Raw genomic sequence first — 18,104 nt, 5'->3', positions numbered from 1 at the left:
AGCGTTAATGGTAGTTATTACAGGAGTGGCCATGTATCGACACAGGGAAGGGTCGTGAAATCGCCAATTAAAGACTCTCGAACCATAGGGAAATATAGATGAAATTAAAACGTTGGCTATCTGCCGGAGCCCTGATTCTTGGTAGCTTTGCAACCCTGGCCTCCTGCCATGCGGATAATGGTCGTCATGGAAAGCGCCTGCACCAAGCAACCAAAAATGAAGATGCCCAACCGATTATCTGGATCGGCGACTTCAATAACTTTGACGATGCCGTAGCATTGATGCTGATTGCCAAAGACCCGCGCTACACCCTGGAGCTGGCAGTGGTTGAAGACTCCTTCAATACTGTAGCGCACGGAGCCAATACAGTTTACAACATCCTCGAGTGGTTGGGTAACAACGATACCAAAGTGATACGCGGTGCCTACTTTGCCACTGAGGAGGTCGCTTACGGGGCTAACGGTAAGGCTTCCAGCGCTCCTGTCAATGACGACAACGCTGTAACTGGCCGTGATGATTACCAGCTGCCCAACTCCTCCGATTTCAGCACCGGCACATGGAATCTGGAGCGCCGCAATGCCATGGGTATTAACCTTTATGGCCAGTATGTGCCCGGTCCCTGGCGTGACAACGGCTCCACCTTATACGGAACTGACCACCTAATCCCCCGCGCAAAACAGGAACACTACCGCTACCAAGGTAACAATGGTGTCTCCTTCAATTTTGAACTGGCCGAAGACATTATCCTGGAAACTCTGGATAAATTGGAGCAACGCCCAGTGGTTTTCAATACCGGCAAACTCACCACACTGGCCCGGGTACTCGGCAAGGCCAACGAAGAGCAGCTGGCAAAAATTGATCGTGTGATTATGATGGGTGGAGGCTTTGAGAATTATGAGCCGTTTACCGAGAATCACCAAGCAGCCTGCTTTGGCGATAAATCTAGAAATCTGGGCGGCAATATTTTCTCCCACCCGAGTTTTGGCTGTGATAGCGACTTCAGCACCCACCAGGAATTCAATATTCTACTCGACCCGCTGAGTGCGCAGTGGGCCTTTAACGCCCTGAGTGAAAATGATATTGAAACCTATTTGGTACCCACCAACTCTACCGACATGGCCAAGGTACAGGGCAGCACCATCGAAGCCCTGGCTAAACGTCGCGCAACCCCTGAGGCCTGCTATACCTCCAAACTCCTCAGCTCAATCCGTGAATTTGAAGGTGGGGATTTCCAGGGTAATGGTGACTTCGCTATGGATGCAGTAATTCGCCTGTGGGATATTATCGCCGCACTGGTACTGTTGGAGCCTGAAACTCTAGAAATGGATCTGGTAGCCGGATTTATTGAAGTCGACCAGTTAAATGCCGGTCTGGCTGACAGTATGACTCCTTACGATCCCATTTCCTTCGACCCCACCGTGGGTAAAACCACTTTTGCCGAAAACGGTGAGGGCCTAGAATTGAATGTCGTAATGGGTATCAACCACGATGCCGCCCGCACGGCAATGATTGAGCGCCTGCGCGATCGTTTTAATTCTGCCCGTAAGGGATCTAGATGTAGACTGTAATTTGCTAAATTGAAATTAGCCCCCCGTACTCTATTGACAGAGTGTTATGAGGGATATTGGGGGGCATTCGAAGATCCTTAATAAGGTAATTTTGAGAAATTAGTCAACCCTAAAGTACTAGTAATAATATTCTAAACCTACCTCTAAATAATCATCTTTTTGGAAACTACTCAATGGATCCTCATTACCATAACTATTAAAAATCCATCCATTCACCCTCCACAGCCAAGAATTTGTAATCCTGCTCGATGCTTCAAGCTTTATAGCTCTGGAATTAAAATAATCAAGATCCTGGGTTACCCCCAGCAATATCTCAGTCCCTGCGATATCATTAACTGCAAGTCTAGTTCCTATAAAAATATCTTGCTGCCATGCTGTCGTAGCACTCTGTCCACGGGAATCATACAAAACTTCCGTTAGAATACCTAAATCCATATTTGTATCAGTGATCCCTACAAGGCTGTATTCAAAACCTGCGGTTATTGCAAAGTACTCTTTTTCACCAGTATCACGCCACAGAGCTTCGGAAACCCAAGAAAAATCTCCTTTTAGCCACTGGGCATCAATTCCAACTTGTCTAATCTGCCGGTAAAAAGGTAACAATTGCTGCTGGTTATAGATAAAATCAGGATCTCTACCAGTACCCTGGAAATAGCTTACCCCCAAATCAACCGAATTCATACTAGTAGAGTATCTAACTGCAAAATCCAAATGCCTATTCCCTTTCGAGGACTTATACTGAGCTGACGAATTTTCAACGCCTAAACTAAGTCTCCCATCCTCACCTGGAAATGTACGTTCTCGAAAATAAGGGAGTAGAAAACCCTCAACACTTCCCCATTCCTTAATCCATGAAACATGAAGCATTGGCTGACCGAGTTTATCCTCATTATCTAATGATTCGATACTGTCAGTTTGATTAATTATATCCACTAGATGCTGAGACTCAGTTACACCCCAAAATACCTTACCTATTCCAAGATCAACCTCAAGATCTACCTCTTTAAAGTGATATCGCACCATAAATTCACGGATATCCCAGTGAGACCGTTCATCATCTAAAGCATCTAACCGTAAAAAAGGTACTACAGTGATGCTAGCACTGTCTTTCAAAAAAGATTGATAGAGTTCTGGTTCAACAAAAACAGAAGGCTGAAAGGTCTTCTGACCAACCTCGCCTCTAGCAAGGAATTGGCGATACTCAACTGCAGCAATTCCTCGTAATTCGACACAACTAGCACTAGAGGCGGCAGCAAGTAGAAATATAAAAAAAAGACAATTAAAGATGTGTAGCTTCATTGTAAAAAAATCAACGTATTCTTTTAAGCGTCGCTACATTAAAATCATCTTCACCCAACCCTACTTTAAATTTAAGATCATGAACGGTGAGCACAGTACTTTTACCCGTCTGATGGTTTATCATTGTCAAAACATGTGCCCGCCAATATTGCTCCAAATATTGTCGATAGTCCTCCAAATGTAATGTTTTTAATAACTCCCCCTTTCGATCGTAAAATTCCGTTCTAATTGGTTGATAGTGGTCTTTATCAATCCAGACTACCTGCCTTGTATAGCCAGAATACTCATCAGTAGGTATTTGTTCCACAACAAGGGTTTCCCTCCCCTTTATTAGCTCCTCTCTTAGATAGCTGAACTTATATTTCTTCAATTCAAAGGAAGTCATGTCTTCATAGGCAAATTCACTACTCATAAAAGGCCCTGATTTATTTCGTGAGGCTATTCGCTTAACTCTCTTTAACCGAGGTAGATAAAGCCACTGATCATCTGGACTATTAATGTGAGAATAGGATAAAAAAGCAGTTCCTTTTACATCACGAGGCTCATCAAATACAGTTAATCCTCTATCTCCATCACCTTCAATTTCCAGAGTTCTAACCCTAAGTTCTCTTGAGCTAGTTTCACCCAATGCATTTTTCAACAACATACTGACAGTTGCAATTGAGTCTCTCCAGCCTTCATCTCTTACCTTTCTCTCTTTGGCAATTTCCAGCCCCATTTCGGTATTCGCCATCGCGAGGGAAGCCAAAAGAAGTAACAGGCAAGTTAAAATTCCATTCTTTATCATGATTTTTCCTATTGATATTTTTAATTGGCAGCAGACAAAAGCTCATTGTTGGCCTTGGCTTGCACAATATCCGTTCTTCTATCAAAAATTAAAAGCACAGCTGGCAGAAGTAAGAAATCGACAACTAGGGCAATTGTAATCACTAAAGCACTTAAAAGACCTAAATCTGAATTCAACCGAAAACTAGATAATGCAAGAACAAGAAATCCAGCAACCAGTACGAGAGAAGTTACCCAGAGAGCACGCCCCACGGTATTAAAAGAGTAGGATATTGCTTCTTCCACAGAGTTTCCCTGCCGACGAGAATATTGATATTTACTCAAAAAATGAACAGCATCATCCACCACAATACCCAAAGTAAGTGACACGACAACAGACAAACCTAGATTCACCTCTCCTGAAATAAACGCCCATAAACCAAACCCCAATAAAACTGGAACCAATGTAGGTAACAAGCTGATTATTCCAATCCTCAAAGACTTTAATGCAATAACTAAGAGTGTAGAAATTAACACTAAAATAATTGGTAATGATTTAAGCATGCTATGCATGTTTGTCTCTCCAATATGTGCGAACATAAGAGAGGGACTAGATGCAACTATTTCATATTGTGGAGCATTACTACTGAACCAGTCATATATTTTGTTTTCAAAATCAACAAGCTCACCGCTACCTAAATTTTTAGTTGTCAATTGCAGTTTAACCGCTGATTTATCAATATCGACTTCATTATTAATATCTAATCCATAGGGCAAGGAAAGTTCATACAATAGAAGATATTGTGCAGCCAACTCTCTATCATTGGGTAACTTGTAGTATTCTTCATTGTCACCATGTAGGTTTTTATTTAACCTTTTATAGGTATCCACTAGACTAGCAACATGATCTATTTGTGGCTGCATACGAAGCCAATTTGTAAAATCATCTAGCATAGAAATAAAATCAGGATCAACTACACCCTGCGATTTACCAGACTTGACAGCAATACTAATATTAGTCATGCCGCTAATATGGTTCTCCATAAAATCGGCAGCAATTCTAAATTTATGACTGGAATCAAAGTACTCTATCGGCTCATCATTTATTCGATTCTGCATCACCATATAGCCAGCAATCAAAACCACAATAGTGGAGACACAAAAGATACTTCGATGGTAACGAATTATCAGACTTGGTAGCAATTGAAATAATTTAGAATAAACACCTCCTCTTTCCTTATATACTTTTACTGGCATCAATAATAACAGCACTGGCAAAAGGAAAATCGAAAAAACAAAAGCCAACATAACTCCCAAAGCAGATAAACTACCCATATGCCGTAAGACAGGCGAATCAGAAGCATTCATTATTAGGAATCCGATAGCCGTCGTCACAGAAGTAATTAAAATAGCCATAAAGTTCAGTTTAAAACTATGAACAACAGCTTCTCGATTCCCCAATCCCTGCCTTTTGCCTTCATTGACAGAGGTAATCAGGTGTACACAATCTGCCACTGCCAAAGTCATTATCATTGTGGGAACATTAACTGTGGCAATGCTCAAATACATTCCTGCCCAACCATAAATCCCCATAGTTGCCAATACACTTGTAACAACAATAACCAAGGTTAAAATTACATAGGTGATCGACCTTAGCGTCATAATTAATAATAAACTAATTACCGCAAACATTACTGGCACTAAAGTGAGAATGTCTTTTTGAGCAGCCTTGGTAAAGGAAGAGTTCATAGCAACGATGCCAGCCTGATGAAATGAAACATCAGGGTATGACTCTTGATAGGAAGCAAGCATCCTATCTGAATGGTCCGTGATTTCAGCTACTCGAGCGGTCTTATCGCCTGACGGCAATTGAAAAGTGATATTAATAACTGCGGAATCACCTGTTTTTGAAACCAAGGCCCCCTTAAGCCTTGGGGCATTCTCAGCAACAAACTTAACTTTATTAATATATTCTGTATTTAACGGATAATTCTTGAATACGAGATTTTCAACTAAAAGATCATCTTCTTGAGCCTCAGTATGCTGATAGTTGGCAATTGAATCCACTCTACTGGAATAAGGAATATTCCAAGCATCTTCTGTGAGGAGCATTATCAATTCGAGATATCTTTCAGTATAAATATCGCCAGTTTCTGGCGCTATAATTATCGCCAAACTATCAGTCTTGTTAAAGGTACCTTCAATCTCATTGAACGCCTGAAGCTCTTTATTCGAATCGTCAAAAAAAATTGCATAATCACCACGAAAAAAAAGGTTTTTAGCACCAACTGTACAGGCAACAAAAAAAAGCAAAAAAACAGATAATACCAATTTTGGACGCGATAGAATCCCTCTAAATAGTTGCTCCATTACATAGGTCTCCCAAGAGAATATTTTTCTAACAAAAATTAGTAACCATTACTAAGCAATTCCACTCACCAGCTCGATATCACCAAACGGAGTCTTCAAGACTTGAGTAAAGATATCTTTAAAGCAAGCTTCAGCAAGAGCTTTTTCTACTGAACCAGCAGATAAAGAGAGTGGACCCAACTTTAGTTCTGCGTGAATACGACCAACAATGTGAAACTCAGGAGATGTTCTTTCGCTGTTCAGCTTTTCATGAAAGCTAAGGAACATTCCACCAGGATTAAGAGATTGACGTATTTTCTCTAAGGTATGAGTAAGATCATCGGCGTAATATAAGACCATCGAAGCAAAAACTAAATCATATCCGCTCCCTAGAGAAGCTGTGTTCATATCACCTTCTAAAACATTTATCTGTGCTTTTTGAAAAACTTGTTTTTTAATTAGAGAGGCAATACCAGGCAAATCAAAAATTGTTACTTTAAGATCTGGCTTAACCGAAAGTAGATCTATAGCCAACTGCTCTGAACCTGCTCCGAGATCCAATATATGATTAACATCAGACCAGTTAGGCTGTGACATTAGAACATCTAAAACTATTGGATTTCTAACTGATAAATGAAATAACCTAAGGCCTTCTATCATATCGTTCCAAAATTCTGGATCTTTCATAGTAGGGCCATTTTTCTTCTGATGCTTACTGCTCAGGAGGTCAATAATCTCAGATTCACTTACATGCTTTATCTGACTGAGATGTTGCAATAACCCACACAAAGAAGAATCGGAACCAGAAGTTAATAAAGAACGATAGGAGCTACTTATTTGATACTTTCCTTTAAACTTATTAATCAACCCTATTGAAACCATTGAGTTAAGGAAAAGTTCAGCCCGACTCTCTAGAAAATCAAAGTGAAGAGCAACGTCCTTAACTGTACGTGCACCCTGCAGATAATCAAATATTTTAAGCTTTATCCCTGCTGATAGAATCTCCCACCGTAAAGGAGCCACTAGAGTATCAAATAAAAAAAATTGAGCATCATCCCCAAAGGAAGATTTATTAAACAACATTGATAATTCCAATATTTTCTGACAATAGATATCTAATCACAAACTTTATAATCAAAGATTACCCAATAAGACAAATGGCCTGAAAACCCAGCGGTTAACAATTGAGATTTCTAAACATAGTCAGATTAAATTACTTATAAAATTTAAAAGCTAATAACTAAAGCTTTAAGCCATTTATTGACAAATTGGTAACAAGGTTAAGTAGAAAACGCAATAAATAGCTATAGATACCAAACAGATCTAAATCTCATTCCAGAGTTCCTATTTGCTTCAAATTAACCTGTAAACAAAATTAGCTTCAGGATTCACATCGTTCCTTAATACTTGCTTTATGAGAACACAATAGGCTGCTCTGCAATCGTTTCCTATCATTACAGGAGCGAAGGAATATCAATTGCTGAACGCCGTTAACCCTTTCGACTGTTCGTGATATGACAAAATCTTGAGCCTAATTTTATATCGAACCTCAATAAAAAACGGTTTGATAATCAAATTCGATAGATAAAAGATATAACAAGGACTACGTAATGACACTGCCCCCGCTTGTCAGCCCCGTTCACGAACTTAGTAAACAAGAAATGGAGAGGTATAGCCGTCACCTACTGTTGCCAGATATTGGAATCGATGGGCAGAAACGGTTAAAAAACAGTAAAGTTTTGATTATTGGTGCAGGCGGACTCGGATCACCGGCATTACTGTATCTGGCTGCAGCGGGAGTAGGAACACTCGGTATCGTAGATTTTGATACAGTAGATGCCTCTAATCTTCAGCGTCAAGTTATCCACGGCCAATCCAATATAGGTGAAAATAAACTCGATAGCGCAAAAGCAACAGTTCAAGAGGTCAACCCTTTCGTTCATGTTGAACTGCATGAAACACGTCTAGATAGGACAAATGCTCTAGAAATAATTTCAGATTATGATCTTATTCTAGATGGAACAGATAATTTTGCTACTCGTTACCTAGTCAATGATGCTTGCGTAATGGCCAAAAAACCTTATGTATGGGGTTCAATATTCAGATTTGAAGGCCAAGCCTCTGTTTTTTGGGAAAATGCTCCTGGCGATATAGGAATCAACTACCGTGATCTATATCCAGAGCCGCCCCCCCCTGAGCATGCACCTTCCTGTTCGGAGGGAGGGGTGTTAGGAGTCCTATGCGCAGCAATAGGCTCAATTATGGCGACTGAAGCCATAAAACTACTCACCGGTATTGGGAGTCCTCTTATTGGGAAATTGATGGTCTATGATGCACTGGATATGACCTTCCGTAAATTACCCATTTATCGTAATCCCGATAGAAAACCAATTACAGAACTCTGTGACTATGAATTTTTTTGCGGACTAACTAAGCCTTCGCAAGCACAAGAAGAAATTCCCACTTTAACATCCACTGAATTGCATAAAATTCGGCAGACAGGAAAATCGCATCTGCTGATTGATGTAAGGGAGTCCGGAGAGCGAGACATCTGCTGTATTGAAGGTGCTATTCATATTCCTAAAGCTGACATTCTAGCCGGGCGTGGATTAGAGTCGATAGATAAAAACACCTTCATAGTTTTACACTGCAAAGTTGGTGGAAGATCCAGACAAGCTCTGGCCGCTTTAGAAAATCAGGGGTTCACTAATCTTTACAATCTCCATGGAGGCATTCTTGCCTGGATTAAAGATATTGAACCTGAACTTCCAGCTTATTAACACTAAAGCACAGACTGGAAATTTACTATGCTGAAGATTTTAGATGTACATATAGAATCTATTATGAATCAAGCACTTGCTGAACACCCTATAGAGGCTTGCGGCATTATTCTTGGTAAAAAAGATAATCAAGTACCTCATAGAATAGTGCCAATGCAAAATGCAGCACGCTCTGAAAATTTTTTTGCATTTGACCCTAAAGAACAATTTAAGGTCTGGCAAGAAATGGAAGAAAAAAATGAAGTGCCAATGGTGTTCTATCACTCACATACAAACTCCCGAGCCTTTCCAAGTAAAGAAGACATTCAACATGCTTGGTATCCTGATGCCAGTTATGTTTTGGTTTCAACAACTGGGGGTAAACCAGGTGAAGTGCGTAGCTATCGCATAGTAGACAAAAAGGCCATCGAAGAAACAATTAACGTAGTATCGCAATAAAACAAATAGGCAGATAAAAGCATGTCAGTGAAAGTAAAGATTCCCACTATTTTACGAACTCTAACTAACAATCAAAAAGAAGTAACCTCTGAAGGACAAACAGTCAAAGAGTTAATAGAATCTCTAGAATCGCAATATCCAGGGATCAGAGACCGCTTATTAAAAGAAGGGGAAGTTCACAAATTTATGAACATTTATGTAAATGAAGATGATATCCGCTTCAAAAACCAATTAGCTACAGACATAAAGTCAAGCGATGTCATTACTATACTTCCAGCTGTCGCAGGTGGCTAATTAAAACCAAATAAAAAAACTGTAAAAAACCTTAACATCTGAAAAAGGTGGTCGGCATTATCGATTCACCTTTTTACATTATATAGTGATACCTAATCTAACCGGTAGAGAAATAACCAGAGTTACCTTGTTGCTCTTAAATGACGACCTCAATTAATTTACTTAATTGTGTTACTGGCAACAGATTTTGGTGGTATATAAATTATGGAAATGGATAAATTTCTTAGCGATTGTACAATTATTGGTAACTTTAAAGAAGTTCCGGTTCACCTACAGTCAACAATAAATACTTTTCAGTATCAGTGCCATGCGTTAGGAATTCAAGTAGAAAATGATTTAAGTTTAAATAGTGATGTAAATTTTCCATTCAAATTTATATCTTCAGATAGGCGAACTCAGGAAAACCTTTTCTCTTTTTGGTCAGATGATCCCCTACGGCAAGGCTCAGAGTCTGTGATTCAAGCCGCAACTGGCTTGATGTCGGTTCATGGACGTTCCATTGGTGGAATAGATGCCTTGAATGCTCCCTATCTATCTAGCGCATCAGCTGTTTTAACTCTTTTAGGCTGTATAGCCACCGCTATAGGCCATAGACGCGGATTAAATTCGAGAGGATTTCAAACCTCCATGGTATCTGCAGGGTTATTGTGTGTTGGGCAATACCTTGCTGGTGCGACTGTAAATGAATATGCGGAGAATATTCCTCCCGGAGTACACGATCATTCTCAACGACCACCTTTCTGTTCAGAAGATGGTGTGCTTTTTGAATTAGAAACTCTTTCTCCAGAACCTTGGCGTCGATTCTGGAGTGCTCTTGGGATCAGCCAGGAGGATATGAGTAAAGGTTGGCAGTCCTTTCTGCAGCGGTATGCTAAAGCAACATCATATCTGCCAAGAACCCTCATATCAAAAATTTCTTCTAGTAAATTTAAAGATATTGAATTGTTAGCAAGTGAATCGGGGGTCGCAGTATGTCGTCAGAGAACACTCTTAGAAAGGTCCACTGATAGAGATATATCTATTTTATTGGAACGAGGCCCATGGCAACTTAGACCTGAAGTTATTAATAATGAAATATACAAAGATTCTTCAGAAAATATTTTAAATCAAGATACCTCAAATAACTTTATTACTGACCAAAGTAAGCCTTTGAGTGGACTTACTGTTATCGAGTCCTGCCGACGGATTCAAGGGCCTATAGCTGGCCATTTACTAGCCTTATTGGGAGCTAGGGTAGTACGAATTGAGCCACCTGGTGGTGACCCATTACGAGGAATGCCTCCTCTTGCTGGAGATTGTTCAGCGCGGTTTGACGCACTAAACCATCTTAAAGAGGTTCGGGAAATCGATATTAAAACGCCTGCGGGTCGCGCTGAAGTTCTTTCATTAGTATCTACTGCGGATGTCTTTATTCATAACTGGGCTCCAGGAAAAGCCAAGCAACTACAACTCGACCACGAACATTTGAAAAAGGTAAACCCTGATATTGTTTATAACTATGCCGGTGGATGGGGAATTCTAGATAACGATGTGCACTATCCTGGTACTGATTTCACCGTACAGGCTTATTCTGGACTAGCTAGTGAGCTTTCACATAATAATAAGAATAATGGAGGCACCCTATATACAGCCCTCGATGTTCTTGGTGGGATAATTTCAGCTCAAGGAACCATCTTAGGTCTATTCCGTAAATTTTTTAATAACCAGGGATGTCGTGTAGATACCTCATTACTAGGAAGCGCGACACTTTTAACCCAACCAATTATTAAATCTATTAGAGAAAAAAATCAAAAGCCTGAATTTCAGAAAGGAAAGATATTCAAGACCTTAGATGGGTATATCATCCTAGAGTTCTCCTCATCTAATGAACTAATTCCTTTGCTAGATGAATTAAATTTGACGGTCAGAGATTTAGAGCAATCGAACATAGATGAAAAATTTGAGAAAATTCTTAAAGACAAAAATGTTCAAGAGTGGTTATTTATTTTTGAGAAACATAACATCCCATGTAGTCAAGTAATAGAGTCACTCGAAGAGCTACCCAAGCAGCCTCGCTTTAAAGAAAACTTTCAAACCTCAAATTATTCTCGTGTAACCACGCCATGGAGATTCAAATGAACAATACAGGTGTGATTGATATAGTGCCCATTTCGGTGCGACAGGATTGGACTTCTAAAGGATATTATCCCGAGCAAACTGTTTATGAAAAATTTTGCGAAAACGCTATAAAACAACCAAATAAACCCGCAGTACTTGAGAAAGATACAATAACAACTTACAGCCAATTATCTGAATCCGCAGCCCGGCTTGCTAATAGTTTTTTACAATTGGGGATTGTCAGTGGGGACGTTGTTGTTTATCAGCTGGTCAACTCCTGGCGATCATGTGCTATTGATCTTGCATGTGCTGCAATCGGTGCTGTTGTCTGTCCGATTCCACTTGGGCGAGGCAGCCTTGATATTAAATCTGTTATCAAGCGTACTAATGCCAGAGCATTGATTACTGAAAGATCTTATGCAGATATTGATTACTGTGAAATAATTCAATCGATTCGTCCAAATGCATTATCATTGAGAACATTTATCGTCCAAGGTGATAAACCAGCATCCAGTGAAACTAACTGGAATGATCTTGATGAATTATTTAAAAATGATCCACTTAAAACACCGATCAAAGTATGCCCTAATAGCCCTGTAAGGTTTCTTATTTCTTCAGGTACTGAATCAGAACCCAAATTAGTTGCTTATTCACACAATGCTATATTAGGTGGAAGAGGACGGTTTTTAGAAAGAATTACTAAGCCCAATAGAGACTTTCGTGCATTATACCTTATGCCTTTGGGTACTGCATTTGGCTCTAGTGCGACATTTGGCGTGCTTTCCTGGATGGGAGGTTCATTAGTACTTCTTCCAAAGTTTGATATAACCACTGCTATAGAGGCTATACAGCAACATAAACCAAGTCATATTTTTGGTGTTCCCACCATGTTTCAGCGTATGGCGGCGGCTGCAGAACTACAAAAAACTGACTTATCGTGTCTTACGGCCATTGTCAGTGGTGGCGCCATTATTGATCAAGCGACAATTTATCGCTGTGTTAGTGCTTTTGACTGTAGAATTATTAGCCTTTATGGATCAGCCGATGGTATTAATTGTCATAATACATTGGAAGATTCTTTAGATTCTATTTGTAGATCCGTTGGACGTCCAAATCCTAGTATTTGTGAAATTCGAATTGTAGATGATCAAAAGCAACCTTTGGCTCAAGGGGAGATCGGAGAAATAGCTGGGCGAGGGCCAATGACGCCGATGCAATATGTAAATGCCCCAGATCTAGACCAACGTTACAGGGATCATGAAGGCTGGGTTTATACTGGTGATCTGGGTTGTATTGATGATAATGGATATCTTATTCTTCTCGGGAGAAAAAAAGATATCATTATTCGGGGCGGAATGAATATTAGCCCTGTTCAAATTGAAAAAATTGCAACCTCTCATCCTGAGATTATAAGTGCAGCTTGTATTCCTGTACCAGACGAAGATCTTGGCCAAAGAGTTTGTATCTGTATCACTCTGCGCGAAGGTTCAGATCTTCTCTCACTTAAAGAAATTAATGATTACCTTAGGGATCAAGGCCTGGAAGTAAATAAACTACCAGAGTATCTGCAATTTTACCGGCAACTACCAATGACCCCTGCCGGAAAAATTAATAAAAAAATGCTTGTGGAAAATATCTCTTCATTGGGAAAGAGCAGAGAACAATCAAGGAATAGTGAATACGATACTGTAACATAATTTTGCTACCATTTTGGATACCCCATCTCCCTAAAAAGGATTAAATCGATCATGAGTGCCCCTCCAACTCATATAGATCCGTTCGATAAAATAAAAATTGGACTGGTTCTTTTACTTGCAATGGCATTACCAATGTTCATTCTTTATGCAACTGGTGTGCTGAGCCCATATTTAATTAAAGCACTACAAGTACAAGAGAGTGACCTGAGCTATATTGTGATGGTTTCTTTTGGGTTAGCATCAATTTTATCCCTATTTGCGGGAAATGCTGTCGACTATTTTGGTCTTAGGGCATCATATGTTCTTCACTTCATAACAATTGCAATATCTTTTTTTATAATTAGTATCTCGGATAGCTTATGGACAATCATTGGCGCAATTTCTATAGTTGGTCTTTCTCAAGCCTTAGCCAATCCCTTAACTAATAAGTTAATTGCACTAAGAATCCCAGACTCTAGTAAGGCCATGATGGTCGGTATGAAGCAATCTGGAGTGCAGTTATCAGCATTACTTGCCGGTTTCACTCTGCCTTTTATAGCAAATAATTGGGGTTGGAGAGTATCCTTCTTGGCTGTAGTACCTATAGCAATAGTAATGGCAATACTAAGTTGGAAAGTATCTCCAAATAAGCCTCTAGTAAGGAAATCCTCTCAACAATACATTCCAAATAGAAAGCTTGCGCTATTAATGTTAACCCAAGGAGGAATTGGAGCAGTTCTTTCTGCATACATCACTTATATACCAAGCTTTGCAATCAGTTTATCCCTAAGCCCAGAGCAAGCAGGGCTTCTTATTACATTATTTGGTATTACAGGAATGTCCTCTCGAATTATAATGACACCTATAGCCTCATCATTTGATAATCAAGCAATGTTTATCGTAGGGATGATTGGATTCGCTATTCTAGCCATATTTATCACAATGAAATCAAATATTGAGGCCTCTTGGCCAATTTATATTGGAGTCATTGGAATTGGATTAAGTATTGTGGCAACTAATGCAATAGCTATGGGGATGGTTGTAAAGGATTCAAGATTTGGCCCTATTGCCTATGCATCTGGAATGATATCTGCTGCTTTTTTTGCTGGTATAGCCGTCGGATCATCTATTTTTGGAATGATCATTTCATTCTTTGAATCTTTTTCAAGTGGATGGATATTTACTATTTTAATCCTGTTGATAAGTGGGAGTTCTTGCCTGATTCTTGCAAACCAACATTCTCTCACTCAACAAGAAGCTGTTTAAAATGAATAATTCTTTGTTGGTAGAGATTAAAGAGTCATCTTTTTCAGACACTTCTACAAGTGTAAATTACACTGCCATATATGCCATAACCAATACTTTAGAGAGAATTTCTTATTCTTGTGATGATAATTTCCCAATATTTACATCCCCCCAGGATAATCAGTGGAAATTTTCTTCAGGAGGTTCTTGGATGGGCGGATTTTGGTGTGGCAGCTGGTGGTTAAAGGCAAAAGTCAGTAGAAAGGATATTGATAGAAATTACGCGTCTTCTATTTTAGAACGTCTCACACCAAAACTATATTCAGACACAATATTCCGCAGCATGATTTATTGGTATGCATTAGCGCCTGGCATTCGTTTATTTAACGATACTAAGTCTATTTTATTTGCAGAAAAAGCAGCAAAAACCATCTTTCAAAGTTTCAATTCGAAGTGGGATTGCTATCCTATGGGAACCGCTTTGGGGGCAGGGGAAAAAGGGAAAAACACACTAAATATTGATGGCCTTGCTGCTCTTATCCAACTGTTACAGTATGGTGATTCTGAAACGCGTTCTACTGCAAAATCACACACCGATTCAATTATTAAGTTTATGCTCGACCCAAGTGGTAATTTTTCTGCAAATGCTACACTTGGAAGCAATAAAATAAAAATAAGCAATTCTTCCAAGGGTTGGGCTCGAGGCCATAGTTGGGGACTTTTGGGCTTAGCTACTGCTTCCCGTCTTTGGGGCGGAGATTATCATACATTGGCTGAATCATTGTGCGTTGAATGGCTTAATGAATATTCTGATAAATTTCCTAAGAACCTTAAAAATGGAAATCGAAATCACCTGGATCCCTCTGCATCACTGATCGCGGCATTATCCATGTATAAACTTTCCACATGTCCAAACAATATGATTGATTGGCGAGCAGAAGCCAACTCTATTATTAAAAATATAATTGAGTCTGACTACTTCAATATAAACGACCAGTCCCATGAGGCATATTTTAACGGTTGCTTTTTTCGTATTAACTCTAGCGAAGAAAGTTTAGGTGAAACAATATGGGGATATTTTTTTCTTCTGCAGGCTCTACTTATATCAGAAAAAATTATTGACCCAAACGATATTTAACAAAATGAATTAGAGGCTCAATTTTAGAGATGAATCACAACATAGGGATATGCATTATTTCTGAGAATCCTGCTCTTATTGAAGAGCTGGATTATATTTTTTCTCTTATCCATGTCATTCAAAATCCTGAGGATGATTGCTCATTTACGATAGAGCCATTTTCTCTGCCACCGAAAAATAATAGGGACATATTGAATGCCACTATAAAACAAGCTCAACACTATCTAACGAATGCTGGCAAACGTCATGAATTCTCATTTACTCCATATATATTTAGAGATTTAAATGAAGCAATTAAGGTGTTGCCTGGAGAAAATACTGTTTTTGACATATTTATTGTTGACACTGAATATTTACCTGAATACTCCAAAGAGGCCAACATTAGCTTACCCGAAAGCCCTTTTGATTTATTAATATCATCTTGTAAAGTACGTACACTTACTCCATTTTCTAAAGTTATGTACGTGCCAGAAGAGAGTCTAAATAGTATTTTATCATATGTTGATGGCAGTACTCAGATTCAAGTTCTACAAGACGATCCGGATTTAGTTAGGGCGAAATTGCTAAAACTATTGATTGATCACATGGAGCACGGTTATCTCAATAAGTTATTATCAAGAACTGCAGCAACCACTAAATCACCAATTGGACTCGCCCAGGCAATCTTTAGTCACATGCAAGAATTCTGGCTGAAGCAATGGGATTTCCACTATTATACGGGCTCAATGGTAGCAAACTTAATTCGCTCAATACAGGCATTATGTACGGATGTACAGGATGATTCATCGCCCAGATGTTTAACTGGTAATAATGAGCATTGTTTAGCTGCTGGCGCATTAGCAGGATGGCAACTATTCGAGCGTTCATACGTTATTACAGTCACTTCTGGTATGATTGATGAATTTCGTGGTACTTTATCCAACCTTCAAAGAGCAAAAGCCCCAGGTTTAATTATATGTGCTGATAGTCCAGCTGATTCTTGGTTTGCTTTTCAGGGAACAATTGACGTTGATACTGATGGGCGTGAAGTCATAGCTGCCAGAAGGATACCCCACGTATACCTACATGATCGGGAAACCTTATCAGAACAGCTGAATAAGGCTTTTCAAGTCATGCATGAAAAGCCTGGTCCCGTTTTTATTTTTGCCACTCCAAATATACTCGAGTCTAGGGAGAATACATTTAGCCCATCTGAATTCATATCAAAAGTATCCGAACCTGATGATATACATCAGAATGATCTCGATACTGTTATGAACTTAATTAACAATTCTGATATCAGATTACTCTGGAACTGTGGTCCGCTTTCTAAGTATGAGCTTGAGTTGGTAACCCAGATTGCGCAAGATGCAGGTATAGCTCTAACCGATTCATTAACTCATCCAGGTACGGTTCAAGCTTATAGAAATGGAAAACTAAATAAAAACTATCTTGGAACCTTCGGCGTCTATGCTTTCAGTCGACGGGTTTATCACTACCTACATGACAATGGAAAACTACGAGGGCCGGATACTCTTAGTCAATTTTTTTTAAAACATAAAATTGATCAGGCTGCGACCCCATTTTCAGAGGGTAAACTGAAGCGTAATATCCATATCGTCCAAGTTAATAAAAATAAACGTCATCTCTCTCCTTACAGCAATATTGCCCTTAATATGCCTCTTGTAAAACTCTTGGAGTATATAAAGGCGCACTTAGACGTACAGGATCACATCAAAGCAAATCGCTTAGCATACTTGACAGAGGCTACAAATCTTGACGAATGTGTACCCGGGGATTATATGGCCAGCCTTCCAATGTCAGCCAATTATTTCATGTTGAAATTAGGTCAACAGGTTAGGAGATTAATTGAGAACAATGCATTTGAATTCATTGGTGTTTATGATGTAGGGCGCTGTGGGTTATCTGCAATACGTAATATACCAAGGACCTGTCGTAGTTTTTCTGGCTGGTACGGAAGAGCACTAATGGGAGATGCGCTTTCTGCCCTACCCTACATTGCTAGAACTTCTGATAAAAATGTATTGGCATTTATTGGCGATGGTGCACGAGCACTGGTCCCCAACATTGAGAGTCAACTTGTCCATGCTTTATCTCAAAACCCAAATGGGACAAAAATTAATATTACACTTTTGTATCTATGCAATGGTGTTTTATCAATGATTCAAACATATTTGGACAAAAGAACACCATCCGGCTGTGGTCGACAGGTAGTGGTGCCTTTACCACTTCAGGAGAACCATACCGAGCATAAGAGAGAGCCTGTTACTTCCCGCAATATCACTGTTAATCGAACAAGGGTTAGTAGCTATCAGGAGCAGCAAATAGGAGATCTTTTGAATCAAAAGGGAAGAATAAATATTGCTGAGGTACTTCTATCCCACAATTCTGATGGAGATGGTCTAAGCCTAATCTCTGAAGCCTCCTGGAATCGAATTACAGCTTGAATTTGGAC

At 39.5% G+C, this 18,104-nt stretch carries 13 protein-coding genes; 9 read left to right on the top strand and 4 right to left on the bottom strand.

The features are described 5' to 3' along the window. The first annotated feature begins 98 nt into the window (after nucleotides 1-98). Entirely contained in the window at nucleotides 99-1,568 is a 1,470-nt protein-coding gene (locus MJO52_RS04660) for a nucleoside hydrolase (protein ID WP_252084785.1), read from the top strand. Between the two features lie 117 nt (nucleotides 1,569-1,685). On the opposite strand, the gene MJO52_RS04655 is transcribed toward MJO52_RS04660, so the two are convergent. Genes MJO52_RS04655 through MJO52_RS04640 form a run of 4 tightly spaced genes read right to left on the bottom strand, consistent with a single transcriptional unit; the run spans nucleotide 1,686 to nucleotide 7,064 of the window. Beyond that, nucleotides 1,686-2,867 carry a hypothetical protein gene (locus MJO52_RS04655; protein WP_252084784.1) on the bottom strand — a complete coding sequence of 394 codons (1,182 nt, stop codon included), beginning with the start codon at nucleotides 2,865-2,867 and terminating at the stop codon, nucleotides 1,686-1,688. A 10-nt stretch (nucleotides 2,868-2,877) separates the two neighbouring features. Next, the gene (locus MJO52_RS04650; protein WP_252084783.1) at nucleotides 2,878-3,654 is read right to left on the bottom strand and encodes an outer membrane lipoprotein-sorting protein; all 777 of its coding nucleotides are present in this window, start codon (nucleotides 3,652-3,654) and stop codon (nucleotides 2,878-2,880) included. A 20-nt stretch (nucleotides 3,655-3,674) separates the two neighbouring features. Further along, nucleotides 3,675-6,002, bottom strand: coding sequence for an efflux RND transporter permease subunit (locus MJO52_RS04645; RefSeq protein WP_252084782.1), 2,328 nt, complete (start codon nucleotides 6,000-6,002; stop codon nucleotides 3,675-3,677). Between the two features lie 51 nt (nucleotides 6,003-6,053). Beyond that, nucleotides 6,054-7,064 (bottom strand): class I SAM-dependent methyltransferase, encoded by a 1,011-nt coding sequence (locus tag MJO52_RS04640; protein WP_252084781.1) that lies wholly within the window; start codon nucleotides 7,062-7,064, stop codon nucleotides 6,054-6,056. A gap of 527 nt (nucleotides 7,065-7,591) precedes the next feature. Here MJO52_RS04640 and moeB point away from each other — a divergent pair. The 8 genes from moeB to MJO52_RS04600 all read left to right on the top strand — a co-directional run bounded on the left by moeB (nucleotide 7,592) and on the right by MJO52_RS04600 (nucleotide 18,096). Then, nucleotides 7,592-8,761: a molybdopterin-synthase adenylyltransferase MoeB gene (gene moeB / locus MJO52_RS04635; RefSeq protein WP_252084780.1), complete on the top strand. Its 1,170-nt coding sequence runs from the start codon at nucleotides 7,592-7,594 to the stop codon at nucleotides 8,759-8,761. A 27-nt stretch (nucleotides 8,762-8,788) separates the two neighbouring features. Next, nucleotides 8,789-9,199, top strand: a complete 411-nt coding sequence (locus tag MJO52_RS04630; protein WP_252084779.1) for a Mov34/MPN/PAD-1 family protein — start codon at nucleotides 8,789-8,791, stop codon at nucleotides 9,197-9,199. A 21-nt stretch (nucleotides 9,200-9,220) separates the two neighbouring features. Next, nucleotides 9,221-9,493, top strand: coding sequence for a MoaD/ThiS family protein (locus MJO52_RS04625; protein WP_252084778.1), 273 nt, complete (start codon nucleotides 9,221-9,223; stop codon nucleotides 9,491-9,493). 204 nt (nucleotides 9,494-9,697) lie between these two features. Then, the gene (locus MJO52_RS04620) at nucleotides 9,698-11,611 is read left to right on the top strand and encodes a CoA transferase (RefSeq protein WP_252084777.1); all 1,914 of its coding nucleotides are present in this window, start codon (nucleotides 9,698-9,700) and stop codon (nucleotides 11,609-11,611) included. Then, nucleotides 11,608-13,287 (top strand): class I adenylate-forming enzyme family protein, encoded by a 1,680-nt coding sequence (locus MJO52_RS04615; RefSeq protein ID WP_252084776.1) that lies wholly within the window; start codon nucleotides 11,608-11,610, stop codon nucleotides 13,285-13,287. The genes MJO52_RS04620 and MJO52_RS04615 overlap by 4 nt, the downstream gene beginning before the upstream one ends. A gap of 51 nt (nucleotides 13,288-13,338) precedes the next feature. Then, entirely contained in the window at nucleotides 13,339-14,532 is a 1,194-nt protein-coding gene (locus tag MJO52_RS04610) for an MFS transporter (protein ID WP_252084775.1), read from the top strand. A gap of 1 nt (nucleotide 14,533) precedes the next feature. Beyond that, a complete protein-coding gene (locus MJO52_RS04605; RefSeq protein WP_252084774.1) occupies nucleotides 14,534-15,649 on the top strand; it encodes a hypothetical protein in 1,116 nt (371 codons plus the stop codon). Nucleotides 15,650-15,678: 29 nt separating this feature from the next. Beyond that, nucleotides 15,679-18,096, top strand: a complete 2,418-nt coding sequence (locus MJO52_RS04600; RefSeq protein WP_252084773.1) for a hypothetical protein — start codon at nucleotides 15,679-15,681, stop codon at nucleotides 18,094-18,096. The last annotated feature ends 8 nt before the right edge of the window (nucleotides 18,097-18,104 follow it).

The organism is Microbulbifer variabilis, assembly GCF_023716485.1.
Classification (GTDB): domain Bacteria; phylum Pseudomonadota; class Gammaproteobacteria; order Pseudomonadales; family Cellvibrionaceae; genus Microbulbifer; species Microbulbifer variabilis_B.
Note: the sequence above shows the minus strand (reverse complement) of the source record. Positions and strands in the feature narration are given on the sequence as shown.

What these genes read in the sequence shown, in the direction of transcription:
- MJO52_RS04610 (WP_252084775.1), top strand. Translation starts at nt 13,339, where the DNA reads ATGAGTGCCCCTCCAACTCATATAGATCCGTTCGATAAAATAAAAATT.
- MJO52_RS04600 (WP_252084773.1), top strand. Translation starts at nt 15,679, where the DNA reads ATGAATCACAACATAGGGATATGCATTATTTCTGAGAATCCTGCTCTT.
- MJO52_RS04655 (WP_252084784.1), bottom strand. Translation starts at nt 2,867, where the DNA reads ATGAAGCTACACATCTTTAATTGTCTTTTTTTTATATTTCTACTTGCT.
- moeB (WP_252084780.1), top strand. Translation starts at nt 7,592, where the DNA reads ATGACACTGCCCCCGCTTGTCAGCCCCGTTCACGAACTTAGTAAACAA.
- MJO52_RS04625 (WP_252084778.1), top strand. Translation starts at nt 9,221, where the DNA reads ATGTCAGTGAAAGTAAAGATTCCCACTATTTTACGAACTCTAACTAAC.
- MJO52_RS04605 (WP_252084774.1), top strand. Translation starts at nt 14,534, where the DNA reads ATGAATAATTCTTTGTTGGTAGAGATTAAAGAGTCATCTTTTTCAGAC.
- MJO52_RS04630 (WP_252084779.1), top strand. Translation starts at nt 8,789, where the DNA reads ATGCTGAAGATTTTAGATGTACATATAGAATCTATTATGAATCAAGCA.
- MJO52_RS04660 (WP_252084785.1), top strand. Translation starts at nt 99, where the DNA reads ATGAAATTAAAACGTTGGCTATCTGCCGGAGCCCTGATTCTTGGTAGC.
- MJO52_RS04645 (WP_252084782.1), bottom strand. Translation starts at nt 6,002, where the DNA reads ATGGAGCAACTATTTAGAGGGATTCTATCGCGTCCAAAATTGGTATTA.
- MJO52_RS04640 (WP_252084781.1), bottom strand. Translation starts at nt 7,064, where the DNA reads ATGTTGTTTAATAAATCTTCCTTTGGGGATGATGCTCAATTTTTTTTA.
- MJO52_RS04650 (WP_252084783.1), bottom strand. Translation starts at nt 3,654, where the DNA reads ATGATAAAGAATGGAATTTTAACTTGCCTGTTACTTCTTTTGGCTTCC.
- MJO52_RS04620 (WP_252084777.1), top strand. Translation starts at nt 9,698, where the DNA reads ATGGAAATGGATAAATTTCTTAGCGATTGTACAATTATTGGTAACTTT.
- MJO52_RS04615 (WP_252084776.1), top strand. Translation starts at nt 11,608, where the DNA reads ATGAACAATACAGGTGTGATTGATATAGTGCCCATTTCGGTGCGACAG.